The organism is Stenotrophomonas sp. P5_B8, from assembly GCF_054049855.1.
Genome location: NZ_JBFULO010000045.1, coordinates 1 through 16,812, shown reverse-complemented (window position 1 = coordinate 16,812; position 16,812 = coordinate 1). Strand labels below are relative to the sequence as shown.

Below are 16,812 nucleotides of genomic sequence, written 5' to 3'. Positions count from 1 at the left end.
CTTCTACACCGACCGCCTGTTCGGGGTGTGGGTGTCGGTGGACCTGCTGCAGCCGGACCGCAACGCGCCCTACCTGGTGCAGGGCGGCCTGGGCCTGCCGGACCGCGATTTCTACCTGCAGGGTGGCCGCATGGCCGAGCTGCGCAAGCAGTACCAGGCCTATATCGCGCAGATGCTGCAGCTGGCCGGCGTCGCCGATCCGGCGGCCAAGGCGCAGCGCATCCTGGCGCTGGAGACCAAAATCGCCCAGGCCCATGCCACCCAGGAAGACACCAACGACGTGGCCAAGGGCGCCAACGCCTGGAAGCAGGCCGACCTGAGCGCGAAGGCGCCGGGCATGGACTGGCCGGCCTTCCTGGCCGGGGCCAAGCTGGATGCGCAGCAGGACTTCATCGTGTGGCAGCCCAAGGCCGTGGCCGGCATTTCGCGCCTGGTGGCCACCGAGCCGCTGGACGTGTGGAAGGACTACCTGGCGTTCCACGCGCTGGACCGCGCCGCGCCGTACCTGCCCAAGGCCTTCGCCGACGCGCGCTTCGCCTTCCACGGCACCACCCTCAACGGCACGCCGCAGCAGAGCGAGCGCTGGAAGCGTGCGGTGGACGACAGCAACCACGCCGTCGGCGAGGCGATCGGCAAACTGTACGTGGAGCGTCACTTCGACCCGGCCACCAAGGCACGTGCCGATGAAATGGCCAAGAACATCATCGCCGCGTTCGCCAAGCGCATCGATGCGCTGGACTGGATGTCGCCGCAGACCAAGGCGCACGCCAAGGCCAAGGTGGCCGGGCTGACCGTCGGCATGGGCTACCCGGACACGTGGCGCGACTACACCGGCCTTGAAATCAAGCGCGACGACGCGCTGGGCAATGCGGCGCGCGCCGAGCAGTTCGAATACCAGCGCAACATCGCCAAGCTCGGCAAGCCGGTGGACCACAGCGAGTGGGCGATGCTGCCGCAGACGATCAACGCGATGAACGTGCCGCTGGAGAACCGGCTGGTGTTCCCGGCCGCGATCCTGCAGCCGCCGTTCTTCGACGGTGCGGCCGATGATGCGGTCAACTACGGTGCGATCGGTGCGGTGATCGGCCACGAGATCAGCCACGGGTTCGACAATGCCGGTGCGCTGTTCGATGAGACCGGCAAGCTGCACAACTGGTGGACGCCGGACGATCTGAAGAAGTTCAACGCGGCCGGCGATGCGCTGGCGGCGCAGTTCAGCAGCTACCAGCCGTTCCCGGGCGTGTCGGTGAACGGGCGTCTGACGCTGGGCGAGAACATCGCCGACGTAGCCGGTCTGGCCACGGCCTACGATGCGTACCAGTTGTCGCTGCAGGGCAAGCCGGGGCAGACGCTGGAAGGCTTCACGCCCGATCAGCGCTTCTTCCTGGGCTTCGCGCAGGCCTGGCGCAGCAAGGCGCGCGAGCAGGCGTTGCGCAATTCGCTGCTGACCAACGTGCATGCACCGGGCCAGTTCCGCGCGCTGACGGTGCGCAACCTGGACGCGTGGTACCCGGCCTTCGAGGTGAAGGAAGGCCAGAAGCTGTACCTGGCGCCGGACAAGCGGGTCAAAGTGTGGTGATGGGTTTTATCGCGTTGCGATGAAATGCAGAAAAACGGGCGCTTCGGCGCCCGTTTTTTTGTCTCCCTGCTGCTGCTTTATGCGTTGAAGAGCAGAAGCCAGATCAATAGCAGAGGGTGTGCGCTTCTACTGGCTTGGGCGGGTACGGGCGGGAGTGTGCCGTTGCGCACCGAAACAGCCGAGGGAAAATCGCCGCGCAGGCCCGCATCGGACCGTGATTCTTGAACTGCGCCGCTTCGCTTCTGTGCCCCGCGCTTCTTTGCTCTGTGCCCTTCGCTTTGTGCCTTCAAGTCTTGCCCATGGCCACCAGCCAACTGTCGAGGGTGGGGGTGTGTGGGTTCGCGGGACCCTCAAGCCGCATGGATGCGGCTTGGGAGCCTACACGGACGTACTTGCGGCGTGTCCCGCGAACCCACACACCCCCGCCCCGCCCGCTGGCGCGCAGACAAGAAGGCTCTTATGCATCACCCCCACTCACCCAACACACTCCCCGGCACGCCCATCCGCGTACAGGCACGTGTCGCCAACCCATCCTGCAACGCACGCCGGAACAACGGCGCCATCGCACGCAGCACCCGCCCCGAGGTACGGGACTGTGCGCGCTGCACCGCCGTGCGCTCCAGCATCGCCTCGGCCCAGCCCGGCAACAGCGCCGCCCCCGCGCCGAGGAACAGCTCGCGCGACAGCCCCGCCATCGGCACCGGAAGACGAATGCCCGACAACACCGCCAGCACCTCGCGCGAGCGCGCATCGAAACGCAACTGCGGCAACTGCCGGGCGAAATACGCGTCCACCTCCGCTTCCGTAGCCGGCACCTCCGTGGCGCCCAACGCCTCGGCCACCCGCTTGTACTCGCCGTAATACTGGTCGGCGATCGCCACCGGCACCTCACGGCAATAGCGGCGACAGCCCTGCAGGAAGCCGTAGGCCTCGGTCACATGCACCCAGGTCAGCAGCGCCGGATCGTCGGCGGAATACACGCGACCGTCGGGCGTCTGCCCGCGTACTTGCGCATGAATACGCTTCACCTTGGCCACCAGCGCCTCCACCTCGCCGGACGGCGCATAGCTGGTGCCAGCCACGAACGCCGTGGTCCGGCGCAACCGCCCGACCAGATCGTCGCGGAAGTTGGAATGGTCATACACCCCGGCCAGCGCCAGCGGATGCAACGTCTGCAGCATCAACGCGCACAGCCCCCCGGCCAGCATCCCCGGAAACTCCGAATGCACCCGCCAGGTCACGCTGTGCGGCCCGAACCAGCCCGGATCGCCCAGCGGCTGGTCGTAGTCGATCCCGCTCTGGCCGCGCGGGAAGGCCCCCAGTACCCAACGCCGGATGGGCGCGGTGACGGGGCGGGAAAGACGTTGCAGCAGTGGCGGCATCACAGATCCAAAGGGGGCGGAGACGACCGCAGGCTGCGCGGTCCGCCCTGATTCTGGCCGATCACGCAGCCCCCAGCGAGCCTGGCGGCTCAGCCCCCGTTTCATGTGCAACCGCAGCACGAAAATGCGTGCGACATCTTGTCGCAGGCCACGCGCGCAATGGTGCGCTGCACCACCGTCTGCCCATTCAGAAAAAGCCCTCCTCCGGCTTCGCACCGCACCCATTGCACGGTCCGCTGGAAGTGCTAGAACTGAATCCGCCTCACGTTTACCCAATGCGCTGTCGCACGTTCCAGAAGGAGCACGTCATGATCGCTTTGTTCAAGGGTTTGGGTTTGCTGTTGCAGGACAACGAGCTGTACAACAGCCCGTTCGAAAAACAGGTCGCGCATTGGCGTAACAAGAGCGAGCAGCAGATCCGCGAGGAAGTGGAGGTGCTGGCCAAGGCCAAGGGCCAGTGGCTGATGGCCTCCATCGTGGGCTGGCAGGCCTCCTCGCTGCTGATCCTCGGCCTGATCAGCAACTACCTGTGGCGCGACGACTTCCATATCACCTTCACCCGCGTGGTGATCGTGTTCGGGTCGTGGATCTCGATCCTGTTCGTGATCTGGTTCATGGCCAACATGTTCGACCATACCGCCGGCTTCGAGCGCTGGATGAAGGCCTTCAACAGCCGCGCGCGGATCACCTCCGACGCCGACACCGTGGAATGCGTGGCCGAGGCGCTGGACATGGCCCAGCTGTATCCGGAAGTGCTCGACTACAAGCAGGCCGTTACCGCCCGCCGCGAGCTGCGCCATGAAGACATCCGCATCATGCGCGAGATCGGCCGGATGAAGCAGCATTCGGAACTGGTCGGCCAGCTCAACCATGTGGGTGAGCAGGACCACCGCGGCAACCTGCACCTGCAACCGGCCTTCTAGCCGTCCCGGAATCCGGGGGGAGCCACGATGCCACCGTGATCACTCACGGTGGCATTGTTCTTTGGGCTGCCCGCTGACGCACAGGCTGAATCCCTTGGGCAGATCGGGCACCCGTTCGGTCTTGCCGACCGCCACCGACAGGCGCCGCAAGGGCGCCTGTGTGCAGGCCGCATCGGTCTTGCAGCCCGGGGCCAGCACCAGGTAGTGGCACTGGCCACTGCTGCTGGCGATGCACTCGAACTGTGCCACCCCGTCCACCACCGTGCTCTTGCTGTAGAGCACATCTACGCCATTGGCACGCACGCGGGTGACCGAGGTGTTGTTGGATTGTGCGCAGCCGGCGATGGCCAGCACGGCGGTGCACAGGATAAGTACGTGGCGCATGGTCGCTCCAGGCTGGGGTGGACGGGTGGCTTACATGCCGCGGAACAGGCTCATGAACGGTTGGCTGACACTGAGCAGCTCGGCGCGGTGTTTCAGGCGCAGTTGGCCGCGCCCGCTCTCATCGCGACTCACCGCCGCCACCGCTTTCATGTTGACGATGGTGGAACGATGCACCTGGCGGAAACGCTGCGGGTCCAGCACGTCCAGCAACTCGCGCAGCGGCGTGCGCAGCAGGCTTTCGCMCTGCTCGGTGACCACCGTGGTGTACTTGCTGTCGGCACGGAAGTACAGCACGTCCTCCAGCATGATCAGCTGCGTATCGCGGCCGTTGCTGGCGGTGATCCAGGCCAGCGGCGGCGTGCTTGGCGCGCTGGCGCCGCTGTGGCCCAGCCGCTGCAGCAGTTGCTCGAGCATCGCGCTGTCGGGCCGGCCCTGCTGCATGCGCGCCAGGATGCGCTCGCGGGTGGCGAGCAGGCGCTCGTCGCTGACCGGCTTGAGCAGGTAGTCCATCGCACCCTGCTCGAAGGCATCGATGGCGTACTGGTCGTAGGCGGTGACGAACACCACCTGCGTGCGCGGGCTGATGTCCGGCAACGCGCGGGCCACGTCGATGCCGGTGATGCCGGGCATGCGGATGTCCAGGAAGGCCAGGTCCGGCTTGAGCTCGGCCAGCTTCTCCAGCGCGCAGGCACCGTCTTCGCATTCGGCCACCAGCCGCAGTTCCGGCCACAACCGCTGCAGCTGGGCCACGAGCGACTGGCGCAGCAGGTCTTCGTCTTCGGCGATGAGGGCATCAAGCTGCATGGATCGCCTCGCGCGCATCACGCGGCAGGGTAATGGTGGCGGCCACGCCGCTGGGGAAGTTGGACACAATGGCCACGCCGGCGCGTTCGCCGCAGGTCAGCCGCAGCCGTTCGCGCAGGTTCTTCAAGCCGATGCCGGTGCCGCTGCTGCCGTGCCCGAAGCCCAGCCCGTCGTCGGCCACGGTCAGGGTCACGTGGTCGTCGAAGGGGCGCGCGATGATCCAGACCGTGCCACCGCCGGGCTTGGGTTCCAGGCCGTGCTTGATCGCGTTTTCCACCAGGGTCTGCAGCGCCATCGACGGCAGCGGCAGGTCCAGCAGTGCCGGCGCCACATCGACCTGCAACGCCAGTCGGGCACCCATGCGGATCTTGAGGATTTCCAGGTAGGCCTGGGCACGCTCCAGCTCCACGCGCAGGGTGGACATCGATTCGTCCACACTCGGCAGCGAGCTGCGCAGGTACTGGATGAGATGGCCCAGCATCTGGTCGGCACGCGGGGGATCGGTGCGGGTGAGCACCTGCGCGTTGGCCAGCGTGTTGTAGAGGAAGTGCGGCTCGACCTGGGCATGCAGCAGGTTGAGCTTGGCCACCGACAGTTCCTTTTCGGTGGAGGTCTGCTCGGCCGCGGCCTGCTCGTCACGGCGCTGCTCGGACACGCGGCGGGTGATGGCGCGGCTGACCGCTTCGGCGTTCTCGTAGTTGCTGCCTTCGTCCACCGCCAGCAGGTCGGCCCAGACCCCGGCATCGGGTTCGAACAGCAGGGTGACGCTGCTGGTGCCCTGCCCCGGGGTGACCGTGGCCAGCACGCTGTTGCGGCGGATCGCCAGCCGTGCCGGCAGGTTCCAGCGCGACGGCGGGCGGCCGTTGTAGGGATCAACACGACGTACGTAMGCGCGCACCTGCAGGCTGCCGGCGGCGCTTTCGATGTCTTCCACCCGCGGTAGTTCGGCGATGGCCTTTTCCAGCAGCGCGAAGGCCGGGCCCGCATCCATCGGCAGTTCGATCTGGCGGCGTTGGCGGCTGGACAGGGTCGTCCCGTCCAGGTGCCCGGCCACCAGCCAGACCCGGCGGAGGTGGGTGATGCAGCTGCCGATCGCGGTGACCATCAGGAACATCGCCAGCAGGCCGAAGACCCAGCCGGGTCCGTCGTCCATGCCGCTGAAGATGCCACTCCACACGAAACCGGCCACGACGATCGCGGCGGCCCAGGCCAACAGGATGCGGAGAATCAGAGCGAGGCTGGGGAGCACGGCGGCGTCTTCACATAGGGTGTGAGGCGAGCATAGCCCTGCCACCGCCGGGAACAAGCGGCATGCGACGAAGGCGGGAAATGAGGGGATGAAGCCGGGCAAGCGGCGTCCCCACCGGCGATGCCGGTGGGGAGGGTCGGCTTATTTCCGCTCGGCGGCGCTGGCATCGCGCGGCGCACGGAACTGGGAATCGTCGCTCCAGTTCGGCCAGGCCCGCGAATTGGCCAGCTGGTTGCCCAGGGTGTACAGCACTTCCAGGTCGCGCGAGGCGCCGGCGAAGGTCCAGTCCGGCTGCCACTCATCGCCCTGCTGGTGGTAGCGCTTGGCGGTGTAGTCGTCCGAGGCGGCCTTGCCTGCGGCCACGCCGCCGTCCACCCAGTCCTGGCCGGCCGAGTAGGACACGGCCGGCACGCCGCGCTTGGCGAAGGGGAAGTGGTCGGAGCGGAAGAACAGGCCCGCTTCCGGCTTCGGGTCCGGGGTGTAGCGGATGTCCCAGCCCTTGGCCACGTCCTTGAGCTGGTCCAGCAGTTCCAGCTTGGCCGAGCCGTAGATGCCGAAATCACGCGAGGGCCCGAACGGCGCCATGCCGTCCATGTTGATCACCGCCACCGTCTTGCTCAGCGGGTACAGCGGATGGCTGGCGTAATACTCCGAGCCGAGCAGGCCCTTCTCCTCGGCGGTGACCGCCAGGAACAGCACCGAACGCTCCGGGCGCTTGCCCTTGGCAAAGCCGCGCGCCAGTTCGACCAGCGAGGCGGTGCCGCTGGCGTTGTCCAGCGCGCCGTTGAAGATGGTGTCGCCGTTGGCGTCGGGCTTGCCCACGCCGATGTGATCCCAGTGCGCGCTGTATACGACGGTCTCGTCCGGATGCCTGCTGCCTTCCAGGCGTGCGGCCACGTTGTGCGAGGTGATCACCTCGGACTTGACCGCGTACTTGGCCGAGAAGGTTTCGCCCTTCAGTTCCACCGGCTTGAAGTCGCGGGTCTGCGCCTGCTGCTTGAGCGTCTCGAAATCCAGGCCCGCGCGCTTGAACAGCTCCACGGCCAGGTCGCGCTGGATCCAGCCTTCCAGCAGCGGATGCGCCTCGGCCGGGTTGTCGCGGACCACGTCGAACATGGTGTTGGTGTTGGAACCGGCCACGGTGGCCCAGCCATAGGAGGCCGGTGCGGTTTCGTGCACGATCAGCACGCCGAGTGCGCCCTGGCGCGCGCCTTCTTCGTACTTGTAGGTCCAGCGACCGTAGTAGGTCATGCCCTTGCCGTCGAAGTCGCCCTGGCCGCTTTCGAAGTCCGGGTCGTTGATCAGCACCACGGCGATCTTGCCCTTCAGGTCCACGCCCTTGAAGTCGTCCCAGTGGCGCTCCGGTGCGTTGACGCCGTAGCCGAGGAAGACCAGCGGCGCATTCTTGATATCTACTTCGGAGGCACCGTTCATGGCGGCGCGCACGGCGATTTCCTTGCCCTGGCTGAGCACCTGCGGCTTGCCCTTGCCGGCCAGCGACAGGCTCGGCGTGCCGACGATATCGCCCTTGCGCAGCGGCACGGCCTGGGTCCACAGACGCTTGCCGTCCTTGAGGTCGCCGCCCGGCTGCAGGCCGGCCGCCGCGAACTGCCGGCTCAGGTAGGCAACGGTTTTCTCTTCACCGGCGGTGGCCGGCGAACGCCCTTCGTAGGCGTCCGAGGCCAGTTCCTTGACGTCGGCGGAGATCCGCGCGCCGTCGAACTTCGGCGTTGCCGCCATCAGCGCGCTGGACACCGACAGCGCCAGCACGCTCAGTACTACTCGTTTCATCGCTCTCTCCACAACGGGACCACGTAGATCCCGAGTGTAGGCGATGCGTTACCAGTTGGGATCTTCTGCCGGTGCCGCCGGCTTGGGGGCCGCCGAACGTTTCGCGGCCGGCTTGGTCGCCCCACCGGACGAGGCGGTCGCCGCAGCCTTCACCGGGGCCGCCTTCTGGCGCAGCTCGATCGCGCCAGGCTTGAAGGTCGCACCGCCCAGATCGGCGCCCCCTTCAATGGTGCCGTAGGAGGTCTGCGAGGCCACGCGGTCGATACGCACGGTGCAGCACGGCGTCTCGGTGCGGCCCAGCGAACGGCCGGTCTGCGGGTCCTTCAACGCCTCGCCCAGCATCACCGCCTGCCAGCGCTGGCCAACCTGCAGCGAATCGCCGCCCTGGCTGAGCACCACCTGGTCACCGCTCATCGACACCACCGACACCGGGAAGATCTCGGTGATGATCGCGCTGCCGATCTGGCCGGACAGCGAATCCATCATCGCCGCCGCCATGCCCTTGCCATCTACCACACGCGGCAGCGTGCTCGGGCCGGTCGAGGCCAGCTGGTGGTCGAAGCTGTCGGACATCACCACCTCGCCGGTGGCCGCGTTGATCAGCCGCAGGGTGATGCGACCGCCACCGGAATACGAGCTGACCTGGCGATCGGACATGCGCAGCTGGCGCACGCTGCGCGGGTACTCGAAGCGCTCGATGCTCGGGATGAGGATCAGATCGGTGGCCAGTTGCTGGCCCAGCCGCGCGGTGTCCTGCAGGCGCACGTTGCCGCTGTTGATGTGGTCGATCTCGGCCTGCATCTCGGCGCCGAACTCGCGATCGAGCACGATGAAACGCTTGGTCTGGGTCAGGGTGTCGTTGAGGCGCGCACGGATCGCGCGGGCTACTTCGTCGCTGCTGACGCGGCCGTCGCCGACCGCGTAGGTACCGGCGCGCACATGCGGCTCGGCCACCACGATCTTCGGCCTGCCCTGTTCGTCCGGGGCGCGGTACTTGGCGATATCCGCCTTGATCCGCACCTTCCAGTAACTGCGCAGCGTGCGACGGTTGAGGTCGGACTCGAACGACTGTGCGCCGCGCTTGGCCTCTACCTGGGCCTGTTCCTTGTAGCTTTCCTTGATGCTGGCCGAGGCCGAACCGCCGCCACCACTGGCGTCGGCACTGGCCTGGCCTGAACCGCTGGCCGAGGCCGAGGCGGAGTAGGTGAAGCCGGCATCGCTGGCACGCACGCGCGCCACCACTTCTTCATCCAGCTGGGTGACTTCTTCCTGCGAGAGGATTTCATATCCCAGCACCGCCCCCTGCGAGGCGGCGATCATCTGCTGGGAAAACGCGTCGGCGCGGATATCGCCGACGTGTTCGCCGTCCACGTCCACATGCAGTCCGGCACGAATGCCCTGCATCTGGCTGGCCACGCGCACGCCATTGACCTGTGCCACCGCCGACTGCAGCGCAGCCAGCACCGCCAGTTCCGGCGTGCTGCCGATACCGTCGGCTTCGCGCGCCACCTGGGTGGTGCCGCCGAAGTCCGGCGCGCCGCGCAGCGGCTGTTCTTCGGCCGGCTGGGCCAGCTTGGTTTCAGGCTTGGCCGGGACCGGCGCCACCGCCTCCTCCTGCTTGCCGCAGGCGGCAAGCAGGGTGGCGGTCAGGGCCAGGCTCAACAGTCGGAGAGAGGTCTGCATGCGTGGCCGTCCTGGATCAGTTCAGGCCGTCGAGCATGGCGTCGGCGTTGCTCGGCAGCTTGATCTTGCTGGCACGGGCAAAGGTCATCGCCGCCTTGGACGAGGAATACAGGCCCTTCAGGTAGCCCGGCGATTCCTTGGCCACCCATGCACCGGCGGCCAGCTTGCGGCCCACGGTGGCCAGCTGGGTGGCACCGAGGTTCTTCATGCCGCTGGCGAAGTTGTTGGCTTCACCGCTCAGCTTCTGGCCTTCGGCAGCGGAGGCCACCAGCGACACCAGGCCGTCGGCGTAATGCTTCTTCGACTCGGCGTTGAGTTCCGGCTGGGCAGCAACGCGCTCGTCGATGGCGGCCTGGGCCTTTTCGCTGACCGAGACCGACTTCTTCATCTGCTCCACGTTGACCGACCCGGACGACAGCGCCTGGCGCTCGGCTTCCAGCAGCTGCACCTGCTCGGCCAGGCCGAAGGCCTTGGCGAAGGAGGTCTGGGCCTGCAGCGAATGCGACTGCGAGCTGACGAAACGACGCACCAGCGCTTCCTGCGCGGCTTCGTCCGGGGCACCGGCGCTGCTGGACGCGGCGCTGTCGCCGCCGCCGACCAGGCCCTTGAGCTTGCCGAGCTGGGCGTGTGCCGGTGCGGCGAAGGTGGTGGCGATGGCCAGTGCGATAAGGGTCTTGCGGATCATGGTGTAGTCCTTGTTTGACGACGGTAGCTGCCGGCCGCTGGCCGGCAGAAGAGACAACCCGCGCTGGATCAGCGCACGGCCTTGACGTTGAGTTCGTTGATCATCTGCTGGGCAGCCTGTTCGGCGGCTTCGCGCAGTGCATTGGTGCGGGCGACGGTTTCATTCGGGCCCAGGCCGGCGTACTGCACCGGACCGACCGAAGACACGGTGCGCGGGAAGCGACCGGTCACGTCCAGTACCTTGCCGGTCACGGTGACGTACACGCGGGTGTTGCCCGAGGCCGGGTCGCGGTCGCGCATGCCGATGTCCAGCGTGCCCACCGCGATGTACGGGATGTTGGCCGCGCGGATGCCGTTGGCGGTGTCGCGCAGGGTGGCGGCGGACAGGTCGTTGCCGGTGCTGAAGTCCTTGCGGATGCGCTCGATGCTGAGCAGGCCGCGGCTTTCGCCTTCGACGTACTCCGCTTCGACCACTTCGTAGCCGGCGCTGCTGAAGGCACCGGTCATGGCGGTGTTGACCTCGGCGGCGTTGGCCACCTTCCAGCTGATGTTGTCGCTGCGCGCGGTGGTGCTGCCGCCGCTGGTGACCGACACCGACGCGTTCTGGTTGATGCTGCCATTGGTGCTGACCGAGTTGCCACGGAAGCTGTCGCCTTCGCGGGTCTTCTCGTCATAGCTGCGGCTGGCGTCGACGCGACGGTATTCCTTGTCCTGGAAGGACTGCACGGTGTCCTGCGAGCGCGCCATGAACAGGAAGGTCAGCAGCGAGCGCTCGCTGCTGCGCGCACCGGCCACGGCCGAGCCGGCATCCAGCTTGGTCTGCAGCAGGGTGGTGTTGATCTCGGCGCGCACGGTGACCGAGTAGGTCTTGGCCTTCTTGTCTTCGTCTTCGGACAACGGCACGGTCGACAGCACGTAGCGGTCGATCTCGCCGATGAACTCCGGGCGACGCGCTTCGAACAGGCGCAGCTTGGCCGCACCGGATTCGGCGATGTAGGCCTCCAGTGCATTGACCTTGGCCTTGTTCAGGGCCTGGGCACGGGTATCGGCGCTCAGCCGAAGGCCGTAACTGGCCGAGCCGGTGCCACGCGAACTGGCGGTCTGCGCAGCGACCGGCGCGGCCACCATCAGCGCAATGAGAATCAGCAGAACGGCACGAATCAACGACATGATTTGATCAACTCCTGGAGGGCCTGGGTCTGTTGCTGCAGCGGGCGTCCGCCCGGCTTCTGTTCGTCCAGCCAGGCGCGCGAATCGGCGCGTTTGGCCGCAGCGCCGGCGAAGGCATCGAGCCCGGCCAGCACGGTTTCATAGCTGGCCGACCACTGGTCGACCTGCCACTGGGTCACCGGCACCACCTTGGTGGCGCCCTTGCGCAGCGGCTGGTCGAAGAAGACCTTGCCGGAGAACGGTTCGACCACCGAGACCTGGAAGAACGCGCCAAACAGCATCGTCTTCATCGCCGCGGTTTCGCTGATCACGCCACTCTTCATCGCATCCAGCTGCAGCTTGATGACGTAGTCCGGCTCGGGGATTTTCAGCTGGTACACCTTGCCGTCGGCAAAGCGCGCGGCCATCGCACCGCCGATCGCCTCGCCAGTGGCCGGCGGCAGCAGGCCGATGCCGGTGTTGGACGAGAGCGTCTTGGACAGCTCATGGGCCAGCGTGGCGCGCAACGGGGCTTCCAGCGACGGGTTGGGCAGCTTGGCGCGGGCCGCGTCGGACAGCGTCACCGCACCCACCTGCAGGCGACGCACCGACGCGTTGGGCAGCTGTGCGCCGGACAGGGTCTGGGCCAGCACCGCGGGCAGGCTGCTGGCGGCGCTGCCGTACAGCAGGTCGGCCACGATCGCGTTGATCTCGTCCTCGTCCGGACGGTCCTCGCGCAGGTCGATGCGCTGCAGGGTGAGCGGATAGGAGGCGATCACCTGGCGCTCGCGGAAGTCGAAGAACAGCGCCTGCAGCGCCACTTCCACCAGCACCTTGTACTGGTCGCCGATCGGTTCGACCGAGACCAGTTCGCGATCCAGCGCGGCGGCCAGCACCGTGGCGCTGGTGGTGCCATCGAGCTTGGCCAGCTGGTCGCTGATCAGCTGCAGGTGGGCCGGCGGCTGTCGGCGCAGGGCGCCGCCGAGCTGCTGGTTGAGCGCTTCGGCACCGCGCCGTTCGATCACCGCGGTGCTGTGCGGGGCGACGTCAGTGCGCGCATTGGCCTGGCCGGTGAAGGCGAACCCGGCCCAGTAAACCTGCTGCGACTTGTCGGCAGCGTGGGCCATGCCGGAGAAGGCGATGACGCACAACAACAGCCACGCGCGTGGCGCGCGCGCCCGCTTCTTCCCTGAAAACATCTGCCTGCGTCCCTTGTGTGACCGGGTCCGAAGACGGCACCGGTTTCATGAATGGGCGCAACGATAGCCCCTCGCCTATCTGCGAGCAAGCTGCGATATCGTCAGCCCATGGGGACGGCAGCGGCCCGGGCCTCAAGCAGGGCCTTTTCGCGCGCGTTGGCGGTCAAGCCGGCCGCGCGCAGGAACGCCGCGCGCGCCTCCTCGCCCCGCCCCAACTGCGCCAGCAGGTCGCCCTGCACCGCCGCCAGCGGCGCGTAGTCCTGCAGCCGGCCGTCCTGCGCCAGGCGTTCCACCAGCGGCCAGGCGGCGGCAGCGCCCTCGGCACGCGAGACCGCCACGGCCCGGTTCAACTCGATCACCGGCGAAGGTTGCTGGCGCGCCAGMCGTTGGTAGAGCGTGGCCATGCCAGCCCAGTCGGTGTCCTGCACGCGGCGCGCGCGGGCGTGGCAGTCGGCGATCAACGCCTGCAGTACGTAGGGATCCTCGCCGCCGCCGAGTGCGATCGCCTGCTGCAGTGCCGCCTGGCCACGCGCGATCTGCAGCCAGTCCCAGCGCGTCCGGTCCTGCTCAGGCAGCAGGATCGGCGCGCCGTGTGCATCCACGCGCGCGGCCGCGCGCGAGGCCTGCAGTTCCATCAACGCCACCAGTCCGTGGATCTGCGGCCAGGCCGGCAGCCGGTGCAGCAGCACCCGACCCAACCGCAACGCCTCCTCGCACAGCGCCGGACGCATCCAGTCATCGCCGGCACTGGCGGCATAGCCTTCGTTGAAGATCAGGTACACCACCTCCAGCACCGAGGCCAGCCGCTCGGGCAATGCGGCCTGGCGCGGCACTTCGAACGGCACCTCACGGGCGGCAAGGGTGCGCTTGGCACGCACGATGCGCTGGGCAAGGGTGGGTTCGGGTTGCAGGAACGCGCGCGCAATCTCCTCGGTGGTCAGCCCGCCCAGCAGGCGCAAGGTCAGCGCCACCCGCGCATCGGGCGACAGCACCGGGTGGCAGGCCACGAACATCAAACGCAGCAGGTCATCGCCGATGTCGTCCTGCAGCGCATCGCTGTCATCGGGGGATGGCAGCGGCTGCGGCTCCAGTTCGCTGGCGTACCGGGCATGCTGGCCGGCCACGCGCTGGTGCTGCCGCAGCACGTCGATGGCACGATTGCGCGCCGTGGTCATCAGCCAGGCTCCCGGGTTGTCCGGAACCCCCTGCGCCGGCCAGCGCTCCAGCGCGGCCAGCCAGGTGTCCTGGGCCAGTTCTTCGGCACGCCCGACATCGCCTCCCAGCATCCGGGCCAGGCGCGCGATCAGGACCGGCGCCTCCATGCGCCAGAGGGTGTCCAAACGGTGCGAGAGTGCGGTGTCCATGGACGCGATCACAGCATCAGTGTCGACCCCGCACAAGCACGGCGCCGCATCAGCCCGGCGCACCGTCCATATGCGCGATTTCCCAGAGGTGCCCATCCAGGTCCTGGAAACCGCGCTGGTACATGAAGCCATAATCGCGCGCCGGCTGTGGCTCGCTGGCGCCGGCCTGCAGCGCCTTGTCCACCCATGCGTCCACGTCCGCGCGGCTGGACGCCGACAGGCAGGTGATCACCTCGGTCTGCAGGCGCGCATCACTGATCGGCTTGGCGGTGAACTGGCTGAAGAAGCGCTCCACCAGCAGCATCACGAAGATGCTGTCGCTGATGATCATGCAGGCGGCATCGGCATTGGTGAAGGTGGGATTGAAGCTGTAGCCCAGAGCGGCGAAGAAGGCCTTGGAGGCCTCCAGGTCGCGCACGGGCAGGTTGACGAAGATCATCTGTGGCGAATCGGTCATGGCACAACATCCTTGAAAGGAAAGAGGGATCAGGGCTGCTTCATGCAGTTGACCATCCACGGCTTGCCGTAGCGGTCGATCAGAAAGCCCCAGCGATGCGCCCAGAAGGTCTCGCCGATCGGCATCTTTACCTGGCCACCCTCGGCCAGCGCCTTGAACACGCGCTCGGCTTCGTCGATGGAATCGACATCGACGTTGATCGTGGTGCTGTTCTCACCCGCCGGGGACGGACCGTCGGCGGCCATCAGGATTGCGCCGTCCACCTCCAGCTGACTGTGGGCGACGTGGTCCAGGGTTTCCGGCGGCATCTCGCCACAGCCCTCGGCGCTTTCCATCGGCGGCATGTCGCGGTACTTCATTTCCGAGACGACCTTGCCGCCGAGGACCTGGGCGTAGAACGCCATTGCCTCGTGGGTAGTGCCGTTGAAGCTCAGGAACGGGATCAGTTTCATCGGGATTCTCCTCTCAATGGCCGCTGTCGAGACGGTCGCGCAGACGCTGTTCCTGCGCCTGTAATTCGGGGGTGAAGGCCGCGCCGAAATCCTCCGGGCCGAAGACCGGGCGCAGCTCCACGACGGCGCCCGGACCGAACGGCGCGCGGGTGAGCCATTCGGTGGCTTCGTCCAGCGAGCGCACCTGCCACAGCCAGTAGCCGCAGACCAGCTCGCCGGTTTCGGCGAAGGGGMCGTCGATCACCCGCGGGGCCGCCTCCCCGAAGGCCACCCGGCGCGCACGCGAGGTCGGGTGCAGGCCCTCGCCGGCCAGCATGATCCCGGCCTGCACCAGCGCCTCGTTGAAGGCGCCCATGGCGCGGATTTCTGCTTCGGTGGGCATCTGCCCGGCCTCGGTGGCCGGGGTGGCTTTGACGAATACCATTACTTTCATCGGTCTGCTCCGGGTGGGCGCGCCGGTTGGCGGGCCCTTCACTGGTTACGACGACCCAGCGGGGCGGAAATCGACACGCCTGCAGAATAAATTTCCGGCTCCGTCGTGCCGCGCTGCAACACATCCGTCGCGCCGGCTGCGGCATCATGGCCGCCCCTGCCCAGGAGCGGTCCAGCCATGCAATTCCTGCTGCTGATCTATATCGACGAAGGCCTGCTGCAGGCCCTGCCCGGCGAGGAATACGATCGCCTCATGCATGATTGCCTGCAGCATGCCGATGCCCTGCAGGCCAAGGGCACCCTGGTGCTGGCCCAGCAACTGCAGCCGGTGGACAGTGCGCGCACCCTGCGCACCCGCCAGGGCCAGGCGCGGATCACCGACGGCCCCTTCGCCGAAACCCACGAACTGCTGGCTGGCTTCAACCTCATCAACGCGCGCGACCACGACGAAGCGTTGGCCATCGCCCGGCAGTTTCCGTGGTCACGGTTCGGCAGCATCGAAGTGCGGCCATTGGCCGACATGGACGCCGAACGCGCGCGCGTCGGTGCCTGAGGCCGCCGCCCCAGCGCGTAGCCGTTGCTGCTACAGCAGGGTGATCTTCAGGTCGCGCGCACCGATGCCTTCATTGCCGCTGTAATCACGCGCGCTGGCGCGGATCACGTAGTCGCCGGCCGGCAACGCGTCCGGCTGCCAACGACCGGTTTCCACCCGACCATCGCGCACGGTGTTGGTCACCAGGTAGCGGAAGCGGGTGACCGCGCTGCCATGCACGGTGATGCCGCTGTCCGGTGCATAGGCCACCTTGGTGGCACTGTCGCGCGGGGGCATTGAATTGAACACGATGTTGAAGCGCGGCTGCTCATAACCGGGGAGCGGCTGGCCCCGGGCATCGAGGATCTGGTAGCCGACCTGGTAGGACCCGAGTCGACGTCGCGACTGGTTGCCGTCCACCTGGTCCCAGGCCTCCACCACGATCTGCACGCCCGGGCCGCTGCGCGGCAGCGCCACGCGCCCATTCGCGCCAGCGGTGAGCGGCTGGTCCAGATCGTCCAGCAGCGCCACATCGGTGATGCGCGGGGCGACCGTATCGACATAGCCGGTGAACCCCAACGCGACCGCGTTGCGCTCGAAACCGCTGGCGCCCACGCTGAGGTGCACGTGCGCCATCCGGTTGATGCTGCCCAGGCGGTCGCCCACCTGGAAGCGCGTGCCACGACGCACGCGAATGCGCTGCAGCTTGCCTTCGTCGTTGAACAGCGGCTGCCAACGCGGGTCGAAC

Annotated in this window: 16 protein-coding genes and 1 pseudogene; 3 read left to right on the top strand and 14 right to left on the bottom strand. The window is 67.4% G+C overall.

All coding sequences use genetic code 11. From position 1 onward, the window contains the following. The coding region (locus ACXJKH_RS04500; RefSeq protein ID WP_457318456.1) for a M13 family metallopeptidase at positions 1–1,579 on the top strand (1,579 nt) is incomplete at its 5' end. A 464-nt stretch (positions 1,580–2,043) separates the two neighbouring features. Here the strand turns inward: ACXJKH_RS04500 and ACXJKH_RS04495 are convergent. Next, positions 2,044–2,961 (bottom strand): oxygenase MpaB family protein, encoded by a 918-nt coding sequence (locus ACXJKH_RS04495; protein WP_256775133.1) that lies wholly within the window; start codon positions 2,959–2,961, stop codon positions 2,044–2,046. A gap of 308 nt (positions 2,962–3,269) precedes the next feature. Between ACXJKH_RS04495 and ACXJKH_RS04490 the strand changes: the two genes are divergently transcribed. Then, positions 3,270–3,884, top strand: coding sequence for a hypothetical protein (locus tag ACXJKH_RS04490; protein WP_256775132.1), 615 nt, complete (start codon positions 3,270–3,272; stop codon positions 3,882–3,884). A 39-nt stretch (positions 3,885–3,923) separates the two neighbouring features. On the opposite strand, the gene ACXJKH_RS04485 is transcribed toward ACXJKH_RS04490, so the two are convergent. The 12 genes from ACXJKH_RS04485 to ACXJKH_RS04430 form a co-directional block, all read right to left on the bottom strand. Further along, a complete protein-coding gene (locus ACXJKH_RS04485) occupies positions 3,924–4,268 on the bottom strand; it encodes a hypothetical protein (protein WP_457318455.1) in 345 nt (114 codons plus the stop codon). A gap of 30 nt (positions 4,269–4,298) precedes the next feature. After that, the gene (locus tag ACXJKH_RS04480; protein WP_457318454.1) at positions 4,299–5,072 is read right to left on the bottom strand and encodes a LytR/AlgR family response regulator transcription factor; all 774 of its coding nucleotides are present in this window, start codon (positions 5,070–5,072) and stop codon (positions 4,299–4,301) included. Continuing rightward, on the bottom strand, positions 5,062–6,321 hold the full coding sequence (locus tag ACXJKH_RS04475; RefSeq protein ID WP_256775129.1) for a histidine kinase: 1,260 nt from the start codon (positions 6,319–6,321) through the stop codon (positions 5,062–5,064). The genes ACXJKH_RS04480 and ACXJKH_RS04475 overlap by 11 nt, the downstream gene beginning before the upstream one ends. Before the next feature lie 141 nt (positions 6,322–6,462). Continuing rightward, a complete protein-coding gene (locus ACXJKH_RS04470; protein WP_457318453.1) occupies positions 6,463–8,112 on the bottom strand; it encodes a M28 family metallopeptidase in 1,650 nt (549 codons plus the stop codon). A gap of 48 nt (positions 8,113–8,160) precedes the next feature. Next, a complete protein-coding gene (locus ACXJKH_RS04465) occupies positions 8,161–9,795 on the bottom strand; it encodes a CsgG/HfaB family protein (protein ID WP_457318452.1) in 1,635 nt (544 codons plus the stop codon). 16 nt (positions 9,796–9,811) lie between these two features. Continuing rightward, positions 9,812–10,480: a hypothetical protein gene (locus tag ACXJKH_RS04460; RefSeq protein WP_256775126.1), complete on the bottom strand. Its 669-nt coding sequence runs from the start codon at positions 10,478–10,480 to the stop codon at positions 9,812–9,814. Positions 10,481–10,548: 68 nt separating this feature from the next. After that, on the bottom strand, positions 10,549–11,649 hold the full coding sequence (locus ACXJKH_RS04455) for a hypothetical protein (protein ID WP_256775125.1): 1,101 nt from the start codon (positions 11,647–11,649) through the stop codon (positions 10,549–10,551). Further along, positions 11,640–12,827 (bottom strand): hypothetical protein, encoded by a 1,188-nt coding sequence (locus tag ACXJKH_RS04450; RefSeq protein WP_256775124.1) that lies wholly within the window; start codon positions 12,825–12,827, stop codon positions 11,640–11,642. Before ACXJKH_RS04450 ends, ACXJKH_RS04455 begins: the two co-directional genes overlap by 10 nt. Before the next feature lie 101 nt (positions 12,828–12,928). Next, the gene (locus tag ACXJKH_RS04445; protein WP_457318451.1) at positions 12,929–14,191 is read right to left on the bottom strand and encodes an RNA polymerase sigma factor; all 1,263 of its coding nucleotides are present in this window, start codon (positions 14,189–14,191) and stop codon (positions 12,929–12,931) included. 49 nt (positions 14,192–14,240) lie between these two features. After that, on the bottom strand, positions 14,241–14,648 hold the full coding sequence (locus tag ACXJKH_RS04440) for a VOC family protein (RefSeq protein WP_457318450.1): 408 nt from the start codon (positions 14,646–14,648) through the stop codon (positions 14,241–14,243). Positions 14,649–14,677: 29 nt separating this feature from the next. Continuing rightward, a complete protein-coding gene (locus tag ACXJKH_RS04435) occupies positions 14,678–15,100 on the bottom strand; it encodes a VOC family protein (RefSeq protein WP_457318449.1) in 423 nt (140 codons plus the stop codon). Positions 15,101–15,113: 13 nt separating this feature from the next. Beyond that, on the bottom strand, positions 15,114–15,533 hold the full coding sequence (locus ACXJKH_RS04430; protein ID WP_457318448.1) for a YciI family protein: 420 nt from the start codon (positions 15,531–15,533) through the stop codon (positions 15,114–15,116). A 177-nt stretch (positions 15,534–15,710) separates the two neighbouring features. Here ACXJKH_RS04430 and ACXJKH_RS04425 point away from each other — a divergent pair, with 177 nt between their 5' ends. Next, positions 15,711–16,085: a YciI family protein gene (locus ACXJKH_RS04425; RefSeq protein WP_256775120.1), complete on the top strand. Its 375-nt coding sequence runs from the start codon at positions 15,711–15,713 to the stop codon at positions 16,083–16,085. A 30-nt stretch (positions 16,086–16,115) separates the two neighbouring features. Here the strand turns inward: ACXJKH_RS04425 and ACXJKH_RS04420 are convergent. Beyond that, positions 16,116–16,812: pseudogene (locus tag ACXJKH_RS04420) on the bottom strand (gluconolaconase); the annotation flags it as partial.

What these genes read in the sequence shown, in the direction of transcription:
- ACXJKH_RS04440 (WP_457318450.1), bottom strand. Translation starts at nt 14,648, where the DNA reads ATGACCGATTCGCCACAGATGATCTTCGTCAACCTGCCCGTGCGCGAC.
- ACXJKH_RS04455 (WP_256775125.1), bottom strand. Translation starts at nt 11,649, where the DNA reads ATGTCGTTGATTCGTGCCGTTCTGCTGATTCTCATTGCGCTGATGGTG.
- ACXJKH_RS04425 (WP_256775120.1), top strand. Translation starts at nt 15,711, where the DNA reads ATGCAATTCCTGCTGCTGATCTATATCGACGAAGGCCTGCTGCAGGCC.
- ACXJKH_RS04490 (WP_256775132.1), top strand. Translation starts at nt 3,270, where the DNA reads ATGATCGCTTTGTTCAAGGGTTTGGGTTTGCTGTTGCAGGACAACGAG.
- ACXJKH_RS04435 (WP_457318449.1), bottom strand. Translation starts at nt 15,100, where the DNA reads ATGAAACTGATCCCGTTCCTGAGCTTCAACGGCACTACCCACGAGGCA.
- ACXJKH_RS04495 (WP_256775133.1), bottom strand. Translation starts at nt 2,961, where the DNA reads ATGCCGCCACTGCTGCAACGTCTTTCCCGCCCCGTCACCGCGCCCATC.
- ACXJKH_RS04470 (WP_457318453.1), bottom strand. Translation starts at nt 8,112, where the DNA reads ATGAAACGAGTAGTACTGAGCGTGCTGGCGCTGTCGGTGTCCAGCGCG.
- ACXJKH_RS04450 (WP_256775124.1), bottom strand. Translation starts at nt 12,827, where the DNA reads ATGTTTTCAGGGAAGAAGCGGGCGCGCGCGCCACGCGCGTGGCTGTTG.
- ACXJKH_RS04460 (WP_256775126.1), bottom strand. Translation starts at nt 10,480, where the DNA reads ATGATCCGCAAGACCCTTATCGCACTGGCCATCGCCACCACCTTCGCC.
- ACXJKH_RS04485 (WP_457318455.1), bottom strand. Translation starts at nt 4,268, where the DNA reads ATGCGCCACGTACTTATCCTGTGCACCGCCGTGCTGGCCATCGCCGGC.
- ACXJKH_RS04465 (WP_457318452.1), bottom strand. Translation starts at nt 9,795, where the DNA reads ATGCAGACCTCTCTCCGACTGTTGAGCCTGGCCCTGACCGCCACCCTG.